This window comes from Zhongshania guokunii (assembly GCF_040892635.1).
Classification (GTDB): Bacteria; Pseudomonadota; Gammaproteobacteria; order Pseudomonadales; family Spongiibacteraceae; genus Spongiibacter; species Spongiibacter guokunii.
The window spans coordinates 182,985-204,197 of record NZ_JBFRYA010000003.1 but is presented as its reverse complement, the minus strand read 5'-3'; the positions used below and the strand labels follow the sequence as shown (position 1 = coordinate 204,197).

Below are 21,213 nucleotides of genomic sequence, written 5' to 3'. Positions count from 1 at the left end.
CCCTGCGCCCCGGTACAGCGGCTTATCGCTGCACCGGGGTAAGTATTAAGCACCGACTCTACGATTCTTTTTGGTCACGGGCGGGCTACCTTTTACCAATTCACTGCTCCAAAAAGTCCAGCCATAGCGTGATGGTGTTGGTAAACCCGACCTACAATCTCGGACCATCCGCAGTGAGCGCGGAGCTCTTCATCGCCGCCTTACTTAAAACTACCGCTCGATTTACGCCCCACTCAATATTTAGCCCTGCCCCCTACCATTAACGAGCACTACTTGATTTCACCGTGACGGCGTTTTCCGCCAGCGCTGGCTGGAGCACTGGATGAATAATTTTTAGTAATTGCGTGGCTAATCCGCTGGTGAATTCAAAGCCGGTTGATTGGCTTCCGCCTACATGGGCGAGTATCACACCAAAATAGCGATCACCGATATAAAAGGTGAAAATTGCATTCCGATTCACTGCTTCGCTGCCAATAAGGCGTCCGCCGGCGCCGTAAGATTTAATGCGATGGTCACCAGTACCGGTTTTTCCGCCCACCTGAATGGGGGCGCCAGTGGCGTCGACAAAAAGCCCTTTCAGGCGTCTTGCGGTGCCGTTCTCCACCACCCCAGCAAGGGCGTTCCGCACGGTGGTACTGACTTCAGATGACAGCACTCTCGCTCCCACTGCGGGGGTATATTCAAACTTGGTTTCGTAGGGTGTGCCTTTGGCGAAATGCAGGCTATCGATTTGTCGAAACGGGATTCTCATACCGTCATTGATAATAATGCCCATCAACTCGGCGAGTGCAGTGGGCCGGTCTGCCGATGCACCAATGGCCGTAGCATAGGATGGTACCAAGCTACTAAACGGGAAACCCACGCGCTGCCACTGCTGATGGATGGCCACAAACGCATCGCGCTCTAACAGTATGCGAATACTCCGATCCTGAGCGCGTTGCTTGCGGGACTTCGTCAGCCAGGTGTAGGCATCTTGACGGAGTGGCGCACTTTCCGCAGCAATTCGCTCATAGCTAATCTCGGTATTCTCGAGAAGATATTTAACCAGCCACAGCTCCAGCGGGTGCATATGCGCCAGATAAGCACGGTCATTGCTGTTAAAACGCTCAGGGTCGAATTGACGGTAGAGTTTGCCAACGTCAATTTCAGCAAAGGTTTCCACTGCTAGGCGTGAACGCAGGAATTCAGTCAAGGCGGCCTCATCGGCTTCCGGAAGAACTGAGCGGAATGCCATCGTTAAACGACCAGGGAATGGCTTGGTGCGACTCGCTAGGCGCTCGATAATTTCCTGGCGATTTAACTTACGATATTTGCTGTAAAACTGATTGAGATAAATCTTACCTTCTAGATCCGCAAATCGGCTCAGATAGTCTTTGCGACGAGGATCTGTTCTGTCGAGCAAAAGCTCACGTGAACCGGGTATCTCCATGGAGTAGTAGCGGGTTACGTCGCGCATCATGCGAATGAACACGAGGTTAACAGAGCGGTTTAAGGCTTCCGCTACGGTGAGTACGCGAGAGTTGTCCTGTTTGTCGAAATTATTGAAGGTATGCAGTCCACCGCCGGTGAAAAATGACTCCGCGGGGCTGGCGGAATAGCTTCTCTGCATCGCCGCGTCCAGCACCGTTTGTAAGGGCGTGCTGGGATCGGCGATAAGGCGGTCTAGGGTCCACTGGCGCAGCGGGTCTTCAGCTATGCTTCGAGCAAATGCGAGGTCCTTTGGCGGTAGCTCTCGGTACTTTAGGTATACCTTTTCAATGATGTCTAAATAGGTGATCAAGGTCCGTAATTTAGCGGTTGAACCTAGATCCAGCTTCGAACCGGCATTCATGTCGAAGGGCAGGTCTAGGTTGTCGGTCTGTACCCGTAGTACGTTACCTGTCGGTGTGCGTTCGTAAAGCAGTACACTGTAATTAAGTGCGCTAAGCTGACCTTCGCGTAGCAGTTTTTCACCGAGTAAACCGGATTGTTTGGCGTAGTCTAGGTCAGTTGCCTGCTTGAGTAATTGGGCGATTTGCACTTGGGTGTCGCCAGCAATCGTAGATTGCACGGTGAGATCGAGTCGATCGAGAGTGTACAAGCTGCGAACACCCAGCAATGTCATTAGTTCGTTACGTACATTGTTAACAGCTTTTTTTGAAATAAATGATGTCGCGAGCTGGCCTTTTTCTCGCTCGACGAAGTTCAGTTTCTGAGCCAGCGCGGCGTCTCGGAGCCTCTCGCTAATCACGCCATTGCTGGTCAGTATTCGCAGGTAACTAGTGGTGAGTGCTTCCAGTTCATCGCGGCCGTCCAGTAGATAAAAAGAGGGGCGCCGTTGCGATAACAACAAACTTAAGGCTGCTTTAAACACCCGCGCTCGCTCTTCGATGCTAACGGCATCGTTTGAAGGCGACAGTGCGTAATTGGCGTAGGTAAAGTCAATTCCATACCATTGCTTAAGGCCATCGCCAATGCCATGAATTTCACCGTGGCCCGCGCGGCCAGAAAGCGGTGTCGAATTAAGGTAGCTAAGCGCGATAGCCTTTCTCGCATCGCGCCCGCTTAGCCCTGAGTGGTAATGGCGTACACTGGCGGAAACGATTTGCTTAAGCTTGTCACTGTGATCCGTGGTCATGCCCTTAGGTGAATAACGGTATTTTTCCATTTGGGTAGCAAGGGTGCTGCCTCCAGGGCCGCCCTCACCGGGGTGGAGCAGCCGTGAAAGCGCTGCTTGGGCAAGCCGATCCCATTCCACGACAGGATTTTTACTCGGGTGTTGGTCAACGAGTAATTCGCGGTTTTCAATGAATAGCAGCGGCTTTAGCAGCAGTGCCGGAATGTCTTTAAACTCCGCATACACATTCTCTGGCTCCCGCGAGGAAAACAGCGAGACATTGTTACTGCCTATAATGTTCAGCCCGGTTTGAGCACTCTCGCGATAAGGCGGGTTGCCGCCCCAGCGACTGTACTGGATAAGTCGGTCTGAGAAATTTGCCTGGCGGCTAATGCGATAACCTTTTGCCTGTAATTGCTCGCTAAACGCTGGTAGACGCGTATAGCCATTTTGGATGTTGTATGGGCCGTGATTTGGATGCCAGCTCGCCTCAGCGGGCCCGTCTTTAACTTCAAAGTTGAGAGTAGCCGCCAGTTTGGCGAAGTATCGCGACTGGAAATAGGAGGTGTGATATTCAAAAATACCGACAGCGGCAACCACCACTAGGGTGGTGAGGGCGAGGTACAAAATAGCTTTGCTTAGACGCGTTCGGATAATCACAATATTAAAGCCAGTTTATGTCAGGTTAAGTCGTACTTGATTTTATAGTAGCCTCGCTAAGTCACAGGGATCTAACAAGGGTAATTGCGCGGAGCATAATGCAGCGCCAAACTCTACGATAGGGTTTTCGGAGGTTTATTTTTACGGATGGGCATAGCCTAGTCTCCCGTCAGGTATTGTGTGCCGCTTGGCGATTGGTTTTTATGTGCATCGAACTATCTCCCCCCGCCTGCCCTAGCACTCTAGCGCGAATGTGCTGCATTATCGAACCTTGTAAATTGGCGCCACTTGAGGATAGAACCATCGCTGAACGCTTGTTTTTAACCATGGCGATCAATGCCGTTTGTGTGGTGATTTACACCTAAAACAGCCCCAGACTTTTCGCTCGCTTATAACTCAGTGGCCAGCGTATTTCCTATTCCAAATAAAATACTTGCCGCACGAAAACTAGGGCCATTTACTGAACGAATAATTGGCTGTGCATGATCATAATCCGAGACATTCAATACTCAGGCCTTGCTCAAAGCTCAACAACTTTACAGCGGACTATTCGTTTAGCCTCAAGGTCACGTCTGCGCACGACTCTTTCTGGATGGCCACGGGAACTCCCCAGTGAATTGCTCGTCGTAAAACCAGTTTAATCACTGCTGGCGTCCCCATTAATGATCAAGAGCCTCATCGGCTCCTGTAAAACTTTACGAGACAAAGTTACAATGCGATCAGGCATCGGCTTTCCAGCCCTTACGTGATCCTCCTGAACAACATTTGAGCCGCCAATTAATGTCGAGCCAGCAACTACCCTCCCTGAACTTAATTCGAGTTTTCGAAGTGGCTGCACGTCGAATGAGCTTCAAAGAAGCAGCCGACGAACTATTTGTCTCGCCACCGGCGGTCAGCCACCAGATCAAAATTTTAGAAGAATACCTGGGAGTCGCGCTGTTCAAACGGGAAAACCGAAAAATATCACTAACGGCAGACGGAAAGCGCTATTACCTGCACGTAAAGCGCGGACTGGATTTAATAGACAGCGCAACCCTAGCAGTGCGCCGAGAAAAGAAGAAACAACGCTTCGTTGTAAACACCCTACCCAATATTGCAAGCCTGTTACTGTTTCCCAATATTCATGAATTTCAAGCCGAACACCCAGAGTTGAATATTCAGATCGATTCTGACGTAGCCAGAATTGATTTGGCGAACTCAGAGACCACAGTAGCTATTCGGCATGAATGCGGCAATGAGCCAGAGTTGACCTATCACCCGCTGGTAAAAATTGCCTTAACACCGATTTGTAGCCACGCCTATCTGGAGCAGCACCCGGGTTTGCGCGAAGGCGATTTCAGCAATTGCCGACTCATCAGAATTTCCAGCGACACCTATCAATGGCCGCGTTGGCAGACGCAATGGAACCTGCTCCCTGAAACGCCGAACGAGCTAGTTGTCAGCACCGTGCAAGCTAGTATCGAGGCAGTGAAAAACAATATTGGTATCGCCATGGGCTATCTGCCCACTTCATACCAATTCATGAAAAATGACAGTGCGCTTGTATTGCCTATGCCTAGCAAAGTAACTCCCCACGGCGAATGTTTTCTGACTTACTGCAATAGCAAGGCCGGAGACAAGGTCATAAAGGCCTTCCATGACTGGATGGTAAATATCATTTCTCAAGAGTGGTCAGATAAGAATAACTAAATCGAAACAAGGTATTTTTTCATTTGTCAGCCCCGTGCTAGAGGGGGAAGATACTTGGCAATCACAACGGAAAAGTGAATCCCAAATGCCTTTAAATAGCGCTAAGCAACAATTGATGCACACCGAGCCTCTGCCTCTCACACCACGCGAACAACAAGTGCTCAGGGAGCTTGCGCACGGCAACAGCAATAAGATAATTGCAAAACTCTTATCTATCAGCACGCACACCGTTGATGGTTACGTGAAGGATATTTATCGAAAGTTAGGCGTCCGCAACCGGTCGATGGCGGCCGTTATCGCTCTCCATCACGGAATACTGGACATGAATTCGCCAGCATTGCTCGGCAATCGAAATAATCACGCGTAAACCAAGTCTTACTATTCAAACAACAAAAAAGGGCCCTCCCGGGCCCTTTTAAGTAAATACCAAACCTTGCACTTAACTTAAAACACCTTCAGCACGCAGACTGGCCAAGCTCGCGGCATCGTAACCCGCTAGCTCGCTTAGTACCGATTCAGTATCGCTGCCGGGACGAGGAGCGCCTTTTAGAACTTGCGGCTCAGTGCGACTAAATTTAGGCGCTGGCCCTGGCTGTATTTGGCCTCCTACTTCAATAAAGGATTTTCGGGCGACATTGTGCGGATGTTTTGGCGCTTCAGTCATCGACAGTATTGGCGCAAAACAAGCGTCTGAACCTTCAAATACCTCGCACCATTGATCGCGGGTTTTAGTCAAAAATATTGCTGTAAGCTTCTGCTTCAACTCAGGCCAGCGCGAGGTATCCATTTGCGCGCCGAAGCTGTCTTCGTCTAGGCCCAGCTTTTCTTTAAGAATATGGTAAAACTGGGGCTCGATAGGACCGATCGACACGTGCTTAGCGTCACTGGTTTCGTAGGTCTCATAAAAATGCGCGCCGGTATCCAGTAAATTAACACCGCGTTCGTCTTTCCAAAGATTTTGGTTATAGAAGCAGTACACCATATGCATCAGTGCAGCAGAGCCCTCTACCATTGAGGTATCCACCACCTGACCTTTACCGCTGCGACTGGCCTCTAAAATCGCCGACACCACACCAAAAGCCAAAAACATACCGCCACCACCAAAATCGCCGACCAAATTAGCGGGGGGTACCGGCTTGTCGCCAGCGCGGCCCATGGCATGCAACGCCCCAGACAGCGAAATGTAGTTAATGTCATGGCCAGCGGCCTGCGCCATCGGGCCAGTCTGGCCCCAACCGGTCATGCGGCCAAAAACTAACTTAGGATTGCGAGCTAAGCACTGCTCTGGGCCAATTCCCAAGCGCTCAGCCACACCGGGCCGGAAACCTTCTATCAGCGCATCGGCCGATTCACACAGTTTCAAAACCGCTTCCACTCCGCGAGGATCTTTCAAGTTCAGGGCGATGGATTTCTTGCCTCGCTCACTAATAATATTGGCTACTGGAGCGTCGGCAGCGGCAGATTTGCGGGTAATCGAAATTACCTCCGCGCCCATATCTGCGAACATCATGCCAGCAAAGGGCGCAGGTCCTAACCCTTCTAGTTCAATAATACGTATTCCGCTAAGGGGTCCCATAATCGTTTCCTGTCTGTGCGTTAAGTAGTGAGTGCGCCCGCGATGGGCTTTATTTCGGATTAACCCGATTATTATTGAGCAGCCATAATTAGCCATTAGCCGCCAAGCCGGCTATTTTGCACCGCCCACCCAAATTAGGCAAAACACAGGTCATTTAAAATGGCGTCCAGGACCAATATTTGAGTCTCCAGCGACTTTTTTTACACATATCCACGCAAACAACTGCGACACCAGACAGGCCTCGACAAAAATGCCATGATAAGCCGCGAATAAAATATAAAACCTGAGGCATTCATGACGTCAATGACGCAGATTCAAATCGACCGCCGCCCACCGCTGCTGTGGGTCACGATTAATCGTCCCCTAGCGCGCAATGCTGTCGACGGTAAAACCGCACACGAGCTCGCGGAAGCCTTCCAAGCCTTTGATAGCGACCCAGAACTATCTGTCGCCATCCTCTGCGGCGCCGAAAACAATTTTTGTGCAGGCGCAGACCTAAAGGCAGTGGCCAGCGACGACCCTGCGCGATGCAACCCGCTCAACACAGAGGGAATTGGCCCCATGGGGCCGAGCCGAATGGAGCTTAGTAAACCAGTTATTGCCGCCATTGACGGCTACTGTGTGGCTGGCGGTCTCGAGTTAGCCCTGTGGTGCGATATGCGCATTGCCACCGAACGCGCCATTTTCGGCGTGTTTTGCCGACGCTTTGGCGTGCCGCTTATCGACGGCGGCACCGTGCGCCTGCCGAGGTTAATAGGCATGAGCCGAGCCATGGATATGATTCTAACTGGTCGCGCCGTCGACGCCGCAGAAGCCCATGGATTTGGGTTAATTAACCGAGTAGTGAGTGTTCACAATCTCCGCGATAGCGCCGAGCAACTCGCTCTGCAAATTGCCGCTTTTCCCCAGCAATGTTTGCGCAACGACCGGCTCAGCGCGCGCCAGCAATGGGGTGTGGATGAGGAACAAGCAATTCGCAATGAGTTTGCCCTAGGTATGACCACCCTCGCTTCCGGTGAAACCCTTGCTGGCGCGCAAAGCTTTAGCCAAGGTCGGGGCCGCCACGGCGAAACAGAGAGTTAATGCCGGCGGGCTAACCGCCATGCTGTTAAGCTAAAGCCGCAATCAAAGCGCGGCTTTAGGGTCAAACTCAGGGCCAAAGGGTTTAGTGATTAATAATAATGCGGGCATAAATAGCATATCAGCCAATAGCGCCACACTAATTGCCACACACAGCAATACCCCGAAGCTAGAAATAATAGCCATATTCGACAGCAAATAGCAGGAGAAAGCGCCGATCAGTATCACGGTAGTAATCACCAGCGCGGGGCCCACATCACGCATGGCGTCTTCAAGCGCACGGCGATAATTACCGGTTTGCAAAAAACAGCGCCGAAAGCGAATTACCAGATGCAGGGTGTCGTCCACAGCGATACCAATGGCAATGGTCGCCAACAATAACTTCATATAGTCGAGGTGAATGCCCAGCCAACCCATCAGCCCTAACACCACAACCACCGGTGCCAAATTGGGAATCATCGCCAACATACCCACTTTTACTGAACCAAAGGCCACACACAAAAATCCAGCAACCATAATAAATATAAGGCTATAACCATAGAGCTGAGTCTCGGCAATATACTCACCCATCTTCACCCACATTAGGCCAATACCAGTTTTACGCACTTGGGCGTTAGGCAATGGGTTTGCCGCGATATAGTCATCGATGGTTTTTAGCAGTTCGGTAATTGCCGCCGAGCCGGTCATCTCTACCCGCAACTCCATCACCGTGCGGCTATAATCCTGTGACACAAATTCCTGCAACTCTTCGCCACCCGAAATCTCGTAAACCAAGAAATATTGCGCGATTAAATCCCGCGCTTCCGGCAGTCGGTACCAAGCGGGGTCGTCGCCGTGAAAACTGCGATTGAGGTCTTTTTGTATATCCACTACCGAGTAAGCTTTTTTAACCAGCGGCTGCGACTCGGCAAAGTTTTGCACACTTTCAATAGCCTTTAATAAATCAGGGCGTTTAACACCTTCGGCGTCATTGGTGTCGATGATATAAGTCACATTTAGAATGCCACCCATAACACTTTCGGCCACTTCGGTATCTTGGCGCCACTCAACGTGGGGCTTAAAGTCTTCTAAGAAGTTGAAATCCACTTTGATCTGGGCCAAACCAATCAAGGACACCAGTAGCACCGCACCGCCCAGCATCAACAACATCATTGGTCGCTTGAGATTGACCGCAATACAGGCTTCAACAAAACTCAGCACCGCAGGTAATACGGCCGGCTTGTCGCTATGAGTTGGCGCTGACTCACCCCCAGATCTAGCGCCAGACTTACCCGAGGCAAGCACCACCACCAGCAAGGTCATTGACAATACAAAGGTAAAAATCACGCCAGACGCCGCGTACAAGGCCATTTCACTCAAGACCTTGAGCTGCGAAACCGTCATTACCAAAAAGCCAACTGCGGTGGTAATTGAGGCTAGCAAGCAGGCGCCCCCTACCTTGGCTATAGCGGCCTTGACTGAAGCCTTGCGATCACCGGTTTCGCCGTAGGCGCGCTGAAACTCCAATAAAATATGCACCGCTTGCGCAACACCAACTGCGCAAATCAAGGTTGGAACAATGCCAAAAAACAAACCCAGCACCCAGCCAAAGGCGCCCATCATGCCCATCACCATGACAATACTTAGGACCACTACCGCCAGCGGGCCAAACAGCGCCACTAAGCTCACCCTAAACAAAAGCGAAGACAATATCGCCAACACCACGAGCGTTACTAAAGTGCCAATGGCGGCGTCTTCCATAAATACATGGTTATAGGCCGAGTTCATCGGTACATCGCCGGTCACAAAAAAGTCGATACCCGCGTACTCTGGCCGCGCCAATATTTCGCGTATTTTATTGTCGCTGACCTGTGGGTAGAGATTCTCTAGTTGATTACCCAGGGCCTCGTCGTAAATAATCTTTTCCAGCGGGTCAACGCTGCTGCGTTCCATTTCTAAAATAATAGCGGCGTAGTCCGCCTTGGCGTTAATCAGGTAATTGACATACAGGGGGCGATTTAAGACCTCTTTGCGCAGCTCCAGTAGTTCAGACTGGCTCTCAGGAAAATCCAACATCAGCTCATCAACGCTAATCGAGTCGCCATCGGCACGAATAAACTCCACGGTCGGCAAGCTAATCACATCACGCACATAGGGAACCTCGTCAGCGAAGGCCTGACTTAGCTGGGCAACCTGGCGCATGGCATCAATATTAAAAGGGCCGTGGGTACGCTCTGGCACCTTATAGACAATATAAGTGACTTCGTCCGACAGGAACTCATCCAAATATTCACTGTAGGCGATATAGGCCGGATCACTTTTATCAAAATAAGCATCAAGGCTATTGTCACTCTTCACCATACTAGCGAAATACAAACCCGCGCTTAAAAACAGCAGGGACAACAGTAAAACGATCGCGCGATGGTTAACCGCCCACTCGGCTAAATGGCCAAATAGCTGATCCACTTTGTCGACAAATTTATTACCCTGAATAGCCATACTCGGCAGCAACTCCCCTGTTTATTATTATCGCCTAGCGTGAGTCCAGTGAAGGCCACTGCGCCATACAAACTAAGCAAATTTGATTTATGGCCCGATTATGCTTTAAGTTCACCCGTCCATACAAATGTATAATTGCTAAACCCCTGTCGCTCCGGAGCTTGCCACGTGACCATAACAAAACCGCTAGCACTTAGTATTAGTCTCGCTTTCAGCCTATTACTAGCACTTCCCAGTACCGCGCAAGAATCATTATCTGCAGACACTCAACAGCTTTCTCCACAAGCCAAAGGCCTCACCATTGCCAAAGAGATGAAAGCCCGCGACCGCGGCTGGCAAGACAGTAGCGCCGACATGGAAATGGTATTGCACATTGGCAAGCGCGAAAGCCGCCGAGAGATGCGCATACTCGCCTTGGAAGTTGCCGATGATGGCGATAAGTCAATGACCATCTTCGACAGCCCCAACGACGTTAAGGGCACAGCATTTCTCAGTTTCACCCACACCAATGCCATGGATGACCAATGGTTGTACTTGCCCGCGCTTAAGCGAGTTAAGCGCATCTCGTCCAAAAATAAGTCCGGACCGTTTATGGGCAGCGAATTTGCCTACGAAGATCTGAACTCCTTTGAAGTAGAACAATACGACTACCGCTGGCTGCGCGACGAAACGGTGGATGGTCAAGACTGCTTTGTTATTGAATCCACTCCCCGCGACCAGTACTCCGGCTACAGCAAACAAGTAGCTTGGGTAGATAAGACCCACTATCGCGTCCTAAAAATTGATTTCTACGATCGCAAGGACACCCTGCTTAAAACCCTCACCCTGTCGGACTATAAATTACATCTCAATAAATTCTGGCGCCCCACCACTCAAAGCATGGTTAATCACAAAAACCAGCGGCGCACCGAGGTATTTTTGCGCAACTACCAGTTTGGCACGGGTCTCGACGAGAGCGACTTTACCGAAAACAGTCTGAAACGGGCGCGCTAAGGGCGAGTTTATGAAGTATTGCCTCACTACCTTACAAGCTCTTAGCTTAGCTACAATCACGCTGCTGCCCTTATGCGCACACAGCGAATTACTCGGCTATATCGGTTTACAAGGCCGCACTTACCCGATGTCGGCCGCCGAGTCGGCGCAAGGTTCCGAAACCCTCTCCGTGGTGATTGCACCCGAGTGGTTTAGCCAGTGGAATGACGGCGACGACAGTTTTAATATCAAGGCATTTTACCGCTACGACTCCCTAGACGAGGAGCGCAGCCACGGCGATCTGCGGGAATTTTACTGGCAGCACGTCGGCGCCGACTGGGAGCTGAGCGTGGGTATTAACACCGTATTCTGGGGCGTTACGGAATCCCAGCACTTGGTCGACATTATTAACCAGACCGATTTTGTCGAGTCCGCCGATGGCGAAGACAAGCTCGGCCAGCCCATGATTCACTTCGCCAGTATTAAAGATTGGGGTGTGATCGATGTTTTTATACTGCCCCAGTTTCGGCCCCGGCAGTTTGCGGGCGAAGCGGGCCGCCTCCGCTCTACCCCCCTCACTATCAATAATCAAGAGGTTTACCAAAGTAGCAAAGAGGAGAGCCATATCGACTACGCCCTGCGCTGGAGTCATTATTTGGGCGACTGGAATTTGGGGCTATCCTGGTTTCAAGGCACCTCGCGGGAACCCCTCTACCAAGCAATAAGCTATAAGGACGGCATCGCCCTAGCGGCCTATTACCCACTAATTGAACAAAGCGGCATCGACGCCCAATACATCAGCGGCGATTGGCTGTGGAAGCTAGAAGCCATTCATCGCCGTGGTATTGGTCACTCTCCGACCGAAGATCTTAGCGCCAGTACAGCCGGTTTTGAATATACCTTCACCGGCATTAATAGCCGCTTCTGGGATTTAGGCCTGCTGCTAGAGTATTCTTGGGACAGCCGCGGCACAGCACAGGCGGGGATTTTCCAAAATGATCTATTCACCGGTGGCCGCCTCAGTTTGAATGACATTGCCTCCAGTGAAGTTTTATTTGGCCTGAGCCAAGACCTCGACGACGCTCAAAGCCGTTCAGCCGTCATCGAAGCCAGCACCCGTATTGGCGACACCATGCGCCTAGTTGGCGAGCTATATCACTTCCACAGCACGCGTAGCGATGACCCACTGTATATTATTCGCCGCGATAGCTATCTTGAATTAGGCTTGGAGTTTTATTTCTAACGCGTGATCTCAAGACAAACGGCAAGCACGGTAGCAAGCACCCATTTTATTGATTATTATTGCCATTCACTGCATTTATATCGTGCATTGATGTGGCAGACACGGAATGTCCGACACATGAAATTAAAATTGGCACTCAACATCGAGACGGACCCCGATGCAAATAATTCATAATTTTCTCAAATATTACTTAATCGACCCGTGGCTACCCAACACCAGCGATCTGAGTAAGTATCAGCGCTATCGAAATCGCTTTGTCGTCAGAATCCTATGGGGAACGCTGCTCTACATTGCGGCAGTGGTACTCATCAGTCAATTTACGGTAGAAATCGAGTTTGAAAGCCGCAATTTGTTGAGCGTATTTTCTTTAACAGCTATTGGCGGCATCACCATCGCACTACTTACCATCCGATTCGCCGGCCGCTTGTTTCTCGCTGTGAATATATTCATCACAACCCTCGGTTGCGGACTACTCTATGTTGTTCTAAAAACTGGCGGCCTTTACTCCCCCATCGCGCCCTGCATAGTAATTATCCCCGCCTTGGCAACACTTAGTATCAGCGCAGTTGCGGGAATTATATGGAGCCTTATTGTACTCATCACCAGCGCGGCGCTTTACGTCGCAGCACAAAACAATGTGATTGGAGCTTCGCTTCTTGCGCCACAAACTGAAATGCTTGCCGAATTTGTTGGTATGTTCACCGCCACCACATTTATTATATTCATTACTGTGCACTACGACTTATCAACCCGTAAACTGCGCAAACTTGTCGACGCTGAACACCGCAATGTTATTCACTTAGCACATCATGACAGCCTCACGAACTTAGCCAATCGTCGTCATTTTATTAATGAAATCGAGCGCGCAATATTTCACGCTAAGCTTAACGACAGCGTCTTCTGTGTTTTGTATTTTGATTTAAATAATTTTAAAAAAATTAATGACACCCTAGGCCATCACTGTGGCGACATTATACTGATTGAGTTCGGCAGACGTTTACGAGCCCAAAGTCGCAGCAGCGACATTGTTGCTCGGCTTGGCGGCGATGAGTTTTGCATGCTATTACCGAGCCTTGGCGACAGTGACACAATCACAAATAAAATACTGTCATACTCCAAAGCCCTAGCGGAGCCCTTACTATTAGAAAACGTCTCTTACCAAATTTCCGCTAGCATCGGTTATGCAGTTTATCCTCACCACGGCAAGGATTACGAATCCTTGCTGCAAGTGGCCGATCGCAGAATGTACGAAGTAAAACGCGGCAACACCGGGCTGGCCCCAAGTGCAAGCCAATCCTAATAATGTAAGTCTTATAGGCTCCCCGCTACCGCTTGTACAATTATGGGTGAATCCCCGGCTGACACCCATACCGCCAAAACACTCTGCTGCTGGCCTCGTTCAGGGATATTGGCCGGTTTAAATCGCGCGTGATGTCTATCAGAGCTATCGACGGAAAGCAGCTGACGCTCGAGGCTCAACACCACAAAGTCGTGGGCCAAGGTTCTACCACTATTTTCACCGCGCTGTACTCGTGTTGTTAAGCCCATACCCAATACCGCAATATTTGCCCACAGCGGCTTATCTGCTAACACCTGAGGCTTAAAATCCACCGTAATGAAATCGTCTGGGCTTTCCCATAGCGCCGTTAGCACGCCTGCGTCTCGGTTTTGATTCACAAGCTGCGCCGCCGACGGCTTACTGCCGCGTTTAAACCACCCCCGCCATTCTGCGTTGTTCACCACAAAACCTGGGGTATACACCTGCGACAACACATCGTGAGCCTGCATTTGTCGCTGGCGAGCAGAGTAAGCCGCTGCGGAAAAACGATCTCGCCAACCCAGCTGATTCCAGTAGTCGACATGAAAGGCCATGGGAATAAAGCGCGTAAATAATTGGGGATCGTTTTTAAGGGAAGACAACCACGCATCGGCTGGCGGACAACTGCTACACCCCTCAGAGGTGTATAGCTCGATAGTTGCCGTCGCCATTGCAGCGCTGCGCAGCTCTAGAGAATGCGCACTGGCTGTCGCCAGCACACATAAAAGACTCGTTATCGCACCTCGTGTTTTCATCGCACAAACTCCACCGTACAAACAGAGTACAAGGTCAGCAAGCATTGGCTGGACTTGGATATGCAATTGAGACGAAGTGCGTTAGGCCTTGTTACAAAAAAACAAAGACTACAAAACCAATTTACTTATTAATAGCACGCAGCATCCACGCGGTTTTCTCATGTATCCGCATGCGGTCAGACACCAGCGAAGCGGTAGACTCATCATCACCCTGCTGAGCCACTTTTAAGGCCACTCGGCAGGTTTTTACAACTTGCTCGTGGCCACGGGTAAGAATGTCGACCATGTCTTCGGCAGAGGGCACACCGTCGATCTCTTCAATCGAGCTTAACCGCGCAAATTCCTTATAGGTACCAGGCGCAGCAACGTCAAGCGTACGAATACGTTCGGCAATATCATCAACCGCCACCGCCAATTCAGTGTAATGCTCTTCAAACATCAAATGCAGATCGCGAAAGCGCGGGCCGGTCACATTCCAATGAAAATTGTGAGTTTGTAGGTACAAGGTGTAAGAATCAGCTAACAATGCCTTTAGACCACCCGCGATCTCTTCACGGTTTGCTTCGCTAATACCAATATCGATGTTTTCCATGACATACTCCTGTGAATTTCTAAGTCTTGGTGCCAGACTAGCAAAAGCCTATCCATATCTAAAATTTTTAATTACGATAGATACGATAGCTGTTTACTATGATGTCTTTTTAAACTCAGGGTTCCCTAGCCTTACCTGATATTTCTTAACAACGCACAACAATGGACCGACCGATGCCGTCAATTAACTACCTACGCGCTGCAAAACTAAGCTTATTATTACTAGTCGCGGGAGCCTTACTCAGCGCCTGTGCCAGCTCTAAACCGGCAAGCGATACTGCTGTGGTCGAGGGTTTTAAAACTTGCGAAGCGCCTCGCCCAGAAATGTGTACCAGAGAATACAAACCCGTCTGCGGTCATGTTGACACCGGAATTCGCTGCGTAACAACGCCCTGCCCGTCAAAGCGCCACCAAACCTACGGCAATGCCTGTAGCGCCTGTGCAGACGAAAAAGTAATGGGCTTTGAGCTAGGTGATTGTGCTAGCTATGGAAAATAATTAGCCGCAGAAAACAAAAAAGGCCAGCTTCTTTAAGCTGGCCTTTTATTTAAAACGCGAAAGCCTCCCCAAAGAGGCGCAGCGAACTTAACGCTCAATAATCGCTGTTACGCCCTGACCGCCCGCTGCACAGATCGAAATCAAGCCGCGACCGCTGCCCTTCTCTTCAAGCATTTTTGCCAAGGTCGCTACAATACGACCTCCTGTAGCCGCAAAGGGATGACCTGCCGCCAAGGAACTGCCATTCACATTCAATTTGCTGCGATCAATACTACCAAGTGCTTTGTCTAGCCCTAACTTTTCTTTACAGAATGACTCATCTTCCCATGCCTTCATTGTTGCCAAGACCTGAGCAGCAAAGGCTTCATGAATTTCATAATAGTCAAAATCCTGCAAGCTCAAACCCGCTTTAGCCAGCATCCGTGGCACAGCGTAGGCTGGAGCCAGAAGTAATCCTTCTTTCTCAGAGGCGCCATCTTTACCGAAAAAATCCACCGCCGCGGTTTCGACAAAGCTCAAATATGCGCGAACTGGCAAGTTATGCTCAGCAGCCCACTCTTCACTGGCCAATAACACCACGGAAGCGCCGTCGGTTAGGGTAGATGAGTTGCCAGCAGTTAACGTGCCCTGCCCGCTTTCTTTGTCAAAAGCTGGCTTTAAGCCGGCTAACTTTTCTGCGGTGGTATCGGGGCGCAGAATATTGTCTTTGTTCACGCCATTGAACGGCGTAATCAAGTCGCTGAAAAAGCCGCGATCGTAAGCTGCAGCTAAGTTCTGGTGACTTGCCGCCGCCAACTCGTCTTGCTGGTCGCGGGGAATTTGCCACGCCTTGGCGGTAATTTCGGTGTGACCGCCCATCGACAAGCGGGTGCGCGGCTCAGCATTCGCGGGAATCAACACACCCACGTCTTTAGCGCGCAGCTGCAGGAAGGGCTTAACACGGTCGCCGAAAGAGCGCGCTTTATTTACTTGCAACAAAATTTTACGCAGACCTTCGCTAACGCCAATCGGCGCGTCAGAGGTGGTATCAACACCACCGGCAATACCGGCATCAATCTGACCGAGGGCGATTTTGTTGGCCACCAAATTAATGGCCTGCAAGCCAGTGCCACAGGCTTGCTGAATATCAAAACACGGGGTGTTAGCGTGCAGCGAGGTGCCCAATACCGATTCCCGAGTTAAGTTAAAATCGCGGCTGTGCTTCATCACTGCACCAGCGGCCACTTCACCCAGACACTCGCCCTGCAAATTATAGCGCTGCACCAAGCCTTCTATAGCCGCAGTGAGCATTGTCTGGTTGCTGACGCCAAAATACGCAGTGTTAGAGCGAGTAAAGGGAATACGGTTACCGCCAATAATTGCAACGCGCTTGATAGCCTGTGTCATATCTGGACCTCAGTATTAAAAATAAGGGTATTGAGTAAAGCCTAAAGTGCGCGCAGTGTAACAAGCCTGAATCCCCCAGCATTGGCTGAAGCGACGGCCTGCAGGCGCGCCACTGTCAATCATGTTGGCTTAGAGAGTCGTTACAATGCCCTCCACAACACAGTAAGCGAGAAATTGTCGGGCCGGCATCAGCAAAAAATACCCCTCGGTCTAGGCAATGTAAACTGAATTCAGACAATAGTCCTGTAGGGCTGCGGAGCACAGAGCATGAGCGACAAAATCGAAAACTTGATCAATTCCAGCGCCGGCAAAAAAATCATGGGCGCGCTCGGTGTTACCGTACCCACCGAGTTATTGCGCTACCACGCTGAGCAAAATAATTTTTTCTCGGGCGCCCTGCTGTTCGGCGCAGGCAGTAATGCCCAGCTGGTTGACGCCACCTTGCGCAATCTTAAAGACAGCGACGCCAGCCTAGCCCTTACCACCGAGTGCGCCGCTCAGGCCAGCGAGGCCCCGGAAACGGTGGTCGCTGAGCGCTATCAAGCTCTGGTTTTTGACGGCAGTGGTTTTACCGACGGACTGCAATTAATTCAAGCTTACCGCTTCTTTAACGCCAATATTCGCAAATTACGCCCCAGCGGCCGCATTGTTATTCTGGGCCGGCCGCACATGGAGTGCGCCACCCCCGAAGCTGCCGCTACCCAGCGCGCCTTAGAGGGATTGAGCCGTTCACTGGCCAAAGAAGTTGGCAGCAAGGGCGCAACCGCCCAACTAATTACCGTCGCCGAGGGCGCCGAAGCCAATCTCGACAGCAGCCTGCGCTTTGTACTGTCACCCAAGTCTGCCTACATTAGTGGCCAGGTCATAAAAGTGCGCAGCGCCGTAGTAAACGAAACCGCCGATTGGCACAAACCTTTGGCAGGCAAAATCGCCCTCGTCACTGGTGCCTCGCGGGGCATTGGCGAAGCCATTGCCGAAACCCTCGCCCGTGACGGCGCCACCGTTGTCGGTGTCGATGTAGTGCAAATGGAAAAAGAACTCGCATTGGTCATGACTCGCCTTAAAGGCCAGCCAGTTATTGCCGACATTACCAGCAGCGATGCCCCCGCAAAAATAGCCGCAGCCCTTAAAGCTTTGGGCGGCGCCGACATTGTAGTTCACAACGCCGGTGTAACCCGCGACAAAACCATTGCCAATATGTCTGAGCAGTTCTGGCAGATGACTTTAGACATCAACCTAGCTGCCGCTCAACGCATTACCAACGAGCTGCTTAGCAGCGGCGCGCTTAACGATGGCGGCAGCATCATTGGTGTTTCTTCTATGAACGGCATCGGCGGTCAGCGCGGCCAAACCAACTACGCAGCATCTAAAGCCGGTGTTATTGGCTATGTCGATTTTATGGCCAAATCAGAAGAGCTGGCGGCGCGCAATATCACTGTTAACGCCGTGGCGCCGGGCTTTATCGAAACCGCCATGACCGCCGCCATTCCCCTATTCACCCGCATGTTTGGCCGTCGCTTAAACTCCCTATCCCAAGGCGGTTTACCAGTAGACGTTGCTGAAACTATTGCCTTCTTCGGCAATCCTGCTTCACGCGGTGTTAGCGGCAATACTGTGCGTGTTTGCGGCCAATCCTGGTTTGGTGCGTAAGCTTTATTTTTAAATTAAGTTTAGCGCCACAAAAAAAGCCCCGCAGCTGCTTAAGCTGCGGGGCTTTTTTATTGCCAAACAACAATATTGGCAGCCAAGCTCGTCTAACAATACGGCGGCAAAACAGCTATCTTGTAGTTAAAACACCCCTAACAAGGCCTAGCATTGAATATCGAAAACCAGATTCCCTTGCTCGAGAGTATTCTCACTGACTGGAAAGACATCATTGGCAGTGAGTATGACGGCTACCGCAACCATGTTTATCGCATGATTCATTGCTGCCTCGCACTTCGAGACTGCACACCAGAAGAGCGGGATAAAATCATTATTGCTGGGGCATTTCACGACATCGGAATTTGGATTGACGACACCATTGATTATTTACCCCCATCAATTCCGCCAGCATTGGCGTATTTAGAGGCGCACAATCTAGCGGCATGGACGGAAGAGATTAGCTTAATGATCACTGAGCATCACAAGCTTCGCGAGTATAAAAACGAATCCTATCCACTGGTTGAACTATTCCGACAAGGTGACTTAGTTGATTTCTCTTTAGGCTTAGCAAAGTTTGGCCTAACAAAGCCCTACATTAAGCGCCTTAAGGCCGCATTCCCCAATGCGAATTTCCACAAAAACTTAGCGAAACGAGCCGCCCGCTGGTTTTTCAAGAACCCGCTAAACCCCGTGCCAATGATGAAATGGTAATATTGAGCGGGCCGAATTGGAGGACTAAATATGGCGAGCAACTTCACAAAAAAAATTACTCCCCATGTTCAAGCAGAGTTAAAGCTGGCTGAACACGCCCGCACTAATAGCGATATTGCAACGGAGTTTAGCCATTTAGAGAACGCTCATGTAATCGGCCAAGAATCAACCTATTGGCACGTAAATGTACATTGGCAAATGCTGAAATGGGCCGTTAGAAACAGCGGTGGCAAAGAATTTCTTGGTCAAGTCCTTCGCCTAGTTGGCGCGGCGGCATTAACCGCGTTTGGCCTGATACCTCAAGGCAATACTGGCGGCGCCAATGTCAGTCCCTTTAGCGTTATGCCAATTAAAGCTGAGCATCAAACCATTATTAGCAAAGCCAAACGCTAACGTTCATTTCAAGCAGCGGGCACCGGCAATGAAAGCTACAACCACAATAAAAACCGGAGCCTCGCTGAACAATTGGTTCTCTAAAAACCTCGGTGACGCAATGCTGGTATCTGAGGCCATTCCATCCCTCGAAAATCATTTTTTGACTCGATACACCGACGCCAAGCAGCCCAAAGATATGGCAATTTTTATGCGGCATGAATCGGAAGGGCGACTGCATTGCGAAGTAAAGGTCTACTTCTCCCCTGCCGCAGCAGATATTGCAAAAGAACTCAATGCTGAGCCATGCCAAAAACCCTACCCCAACGGCTGAAGCCTGCTCGCTGGTGCAGAAGAGGCTTGGCAAACACTCTTCCCCTTAGCTGAGCCGAGGCTGCCATAAAAATCGGTATCAACAACGCATTATTAACAATGCTTAAATTGGCTCTACTATTGAGCCAATATCTCCCGACTTGGCCAAGGTTAAAAACGCCTCACCCAGCTCTAGGCTCCGTTTCGCAGAATCCCACCACAGGCGTTTGCGCAGCGGATCGTCGCCCTGCATACGCAAGAAATCGCGACGATCAGGAATGCGGCCTAATTCAGTGGAAGCCAAGAAGGATTCCGACGGGCTGATTAACACCACTTTATCAAGCAGGGCTTTGGGGGTTTTGCGCCAAAAAAAGTATTTATCAAACCAGCCAGAAGTAACTTCTGAGTAAAAATGTGGGTAGAGCACCAAGCCATCCCCCTGCCACACGTTACCTGGCACGGGGTGATAATCGAGCAAGCCGCCGTCACGATGCATACCCGCCGGCGCGCCGAGAATGTCCTTCACGCCGTGCATCACCACCGGAATCGAGCCAGAGCCAGTTATCGCAGCACGTAAATTGTCGCGGTTTAACACAACTCTATGGCTCGTGTAGGCGTCGCGACCCGCTAGGGTGCCATCGGCTCTGGCGTCTGCAAATATCACCCGCTGCATGATCTTTGTGTGTATATTGCGGCCAAAACCATTCAATGCGAAGGCCAACGCCATTGCATATTTTTGTTGGCTAACAGAGCTTTGTGCTAGCCAACCTTTGGCCAGCACGGTGCCGCAGTGATAACGAAATACTGGGTGACTGAGAATTTCATCAAGTCCCGCCGCATCAACAACAGAATCTAATAATTTTTGAGTTTCTATGTCGATAAGGTCAGCACTGAAGCCATTGGGGTAAGATTGTTCAATATAAGCGTGTGCCAATTCATCCAGCGCTTTGGCAGAATCCTGCCGGCACGCCCCCGCCAATTTAAAGGCGCCTACCGAGGTACCAAACAGATTTATCGGCTGGTGAGCATCAACCAACCACTCTGAAAATATGGCACGATCCAAACCGTATATTGCCAGCCATTTCGCAGCGCCAGAGGCACCGAACACCGCACTAATATCAGACGGGCTCAGCCCCTTGCTTTGAATATGCTCAAGTGCAGATTTTCCTGCACGGATTCGTAGTAAACTCATTACACCCTATTGAAAGTTATCTGCACCTTGGTGCGCTACATATTACACCACTAGGCACCGAAGCAGATAAGCGCTACAGGGCTGTAGAAATACCACACACTGCTAAATCTCGAAACTATGTACCTAGACTTTGACCACTG

18 protein-coding genes are annotated in these 21,213 nt (G+C 50.5%); 11 read left to right on the top strand and 7 right to left on the bottom strand.

The window, feature by feature from the left end; genetic code table 11:
* Positions 1 to 259 precede the first annotated feature (259 nt).
* On the bottom strand, positions 260 to 3,256 hold the full coding sequence (locus AB4876_RS05050; protein ID WP_368380559.1) for a transglycosylase domain-containing protein: 2,997 nt from the start codon (positions 3,254 to 3,256) through the stop codon (positions 260 to 262).
* A 780-nt stretch (positions 3,257 to 4,036) separates the two neighbouring features.
* Between AB4876_RS05050 and AB4876_RS05045 the strand changes: the two genes are divergently transcribed.
* Positions 4,037 to 4,945 (top strand): LysR family transcriptional regulator, encoded by a 909-nt coding sequence (locus AB4876_RS05045; protein WP_368380558.1) that lies wholly within the window; start codon positions 4,037 to 4,039, stop codon positions 4,943 to 4,945.
* A gap of 85 nt (positions 4,946 to 5,030) precedes the next feature.
* Positions 5,031 to 5,312 carry a response regulator transcription factor gene (locus tag AB4876_RS05040; RefSeq protein ID WP_368380557.1) on the top strand — a complete coding sequence of 94 codons (282 nt, stop codon included), beginning with the start codon at positions 5,031 to 5,033 and terminating at the stop codon, positions 5,310 to 5,312.
* Positions 5,313 to 5,384: 72 nt separating this feature from the next.
* On the opposite strand, the gene AB4876_RS05035 is transcribed toward AB4876_RS05040, so the two are convergent.
* On the bottom strand, positions 5,385 to 6,521 hold the full coding sequence (locus tag AB4876_RS05035; protein WP_368380556.1) for a CaiB/BaiF CoA transferase family protein: 1,137 nt from the start codon (positions 6,519 to 6,521) through the stop codon (positions 5,385 to 5,387).
* Between the two features lie 303 nt (positions 6,522 to 6,824).
* Here AB4876_RS05035 and AB4876_RS05030 point away from each other — a divergent pair, with 303 nt between their 5' ends.
* Complete coding sequence (locus tag AB4876_RS05030) at positions 6,825 to 7,604, top strand: crotonase/enoyl-CoA hydratase family protein (RefSeq protein ID WP_368380555.1); 780 nt, start codon at positions 6,825 to 6,827, stop codon at positions 7,602 to 7,604.
* 42 nt (positions 7,605 to 7,646) lie between these two features.
* Here AB4876_RS05030 and AB4876_RS05025 read toward each other — a convergent pair whose 3' ends face one another.
* On the bottom strand, positions 7,647 to 10,079 hold the full coding sequence (locus AB4876_RS05025; protein WP_368380554.1) for an efflux RND transporter permease subunit: 2,433 nt from the start codon (positions 10,077 to 10,079) through the stop codon (positions 7,647 to 7,649).
* Between the two features lie 168 nt (positions 10,080 to 10,247).
* Between AB4876_RS05025 and AB4876_RS05020 the strand changes: the two genes are divergently transcribed.
* From AB4876_RS05020 to AB4876_RS05010, 3 genes are all read left to right on the top strand, one after another.
* Positions 10,248 to 11,072, top strand: a complete 825-nt coding sequence (locus AB4876_RS05020; protein WP_368380553.1) for an outer membrane lipoprotein-sorting protein — start codon at positions 10,248 to 10,250, stop codon at positions 11,070 to 11,072.
* A 10-nt stretch (positions 11,073 to 11,082) separates the two neighbouring features.
* Positions 11,083 to 12,294: a hypothetical protein gene (locus tag AB4876_RS05015; RefSeq protein WP_368380552.1), complete on the top strand. Its 1,212-nt coding sequence runs from the start codon at positions 11,083 to 11,085 to the stop codon at positions 12,292 to 12,294.
* Positions 12,295 to 12,451: 157 nt separating this feature from the next.
* Positions 12,452 to 13,594, top strand: coding sequence for a diguanylate cyclase domain-containing protein (locus AB4876_RS05010; RefSeq protein ID WP_368380551.1), 1,143 nt, complete (start codon positions 12,452 to 12,454; stop codon positions 13,592 to 13,594).
* Between the two features lie 11 nt (positions 13,595 to 13,605).
* Here AB4876_RS05010 and AB4876_RS05005 read toward each other — a convergent pair whose 3' ends face one another.
* Both AB4876_RS05005 and AB4876_RS05000 read right to left on the bottom strand, forming a co-directional pair.
* Complete coding sequence (locus tag AB4876_RS05005) at positions 13,606 to 14,367, bottom strand: DUF1223 domain-containing protein (RefSeq protein WP_368380550.1); 762 nt, start codon at positions 14,365 to 14,367, stop codon at positions 13,606 to 13,608.
* A 121-nt stretch (positions 14,368 to 14,488) separates the two neighbouring features.
* A complete protein-coding gene (locus AB4876_RS05000) occupies positions 14,489 to 14,959 on the bottom strand; it encodes a Dps family protein (RefSeq protein ID WP_368380549.1) in 471 nt (156 codons plus the stop codon).
* Positions 14,960 to 15,132: 173 nt separating this feature from the next.
* Here AB4876_RS05000 and AB4876_RS04995 point away from each other — a divergent pair, with 173 nt between their 5' ends.
* Entirely contained in the window at positions 15,133 to 15,456 is a 324-nt protein-coding gene (locus AB4876_RS04995) for a hypothetical protein (RefSeq protein WP_368380548.1), read from the top strand.
* 87 nt (positions 15,457 to 15,543) lie between these two features.
* Here the strand turns inward: AB4876_RS04995 and AB4876_RS04990 are convergent, their stop codons facing one another.
* Positions 15,544 to 16,842, bottom strand: a complete 1,299-nt coding sequence (locus AB4876_RS04990) for an acetyl-CoA C-acetyltransferase (RefSeq protein WP_368380547.1) — start codon at positions 16,840 to 16,842, stop codon at positions 15,544 to 15,546.
* A 267-nt stretch (positions 16,843 to 17,109) separates the two neighbouring features.
* Here AB4876_RS04990 and AB4876_RS04985 point away from each other — a divergent pair, with 267 nt between their 5' ends.
* From AB4876_RS04985 to AB4876_RS04970, 4 genes are all read left to right on the top strand, one after another.
* Positions 17,110 to 18,492 carry a 3-oxoacyl-ACP reductase gene (locus AB4876_RS04985; protein WP_368380546.1) on the top strand — a complete coding sequence of 461 codons (1,383 nt, stop codon included), beginning with the start codon at positions 17,110 to 17,112 and terminating at the stop codon, positions 18,490 to 18,492.
* A gap of 165 nt (positions 18,493 to 18,657) precedes the next feature.
* The gene (locus AB4876_RS04980; protein ID WP_368380545.1) at positions 18,658 to 19,197 is read left to right on the top strand and encodes a hypothetical protein; all 540 of its coding nucleotides are present in this window, start codon (positions 18,658 to 18,660) and stop codon (positions 19,195 to 19,197) included.
* A 30-nt stretch (positions 19,198 to 19,227) separates the two neighbouring features.
* Positions 19,228 to 19,590: a DUF3703 domain-containing protein gene (locus AB4876_RS04975; protein WP_368380544.1), complete on the top strand. Its 363-nt coding sequence runs from the start codon at positions 19,228 to 19,230 to the stop codon at positions 19,588 to 19,590.
* Positions 19,591 to 19,618: 28 nt separating this feature from the next.
* Entirely contained in the window at positions 19,619 to 19,903 is a 285-nt protein-coding gene (locus AB4876_RS04970) for a hypothetical protein (protein ID WP_368380543.1), read from the top strand.
* Between the two features lie 102 nt (positions 19,904 to 20,005).
* Here AB4876_RS04970 and AB4876_RS04965 read toward each other — a convergent pair whose 3' ends face one another.
* On the bottom strand, positions 20,006 to 21,073 hold the full coding sequence (locus AB4876_RS04965; RefSeq protein WP_368380542.1) for a hypothetical protein: 1,068 nt from the start codon (positions 21,071 to 21,073) through the stop codon (positions 20,006 to 20,008).
* Positions 21,074 to 21,213: the final 140 nt, after the last annotated feature.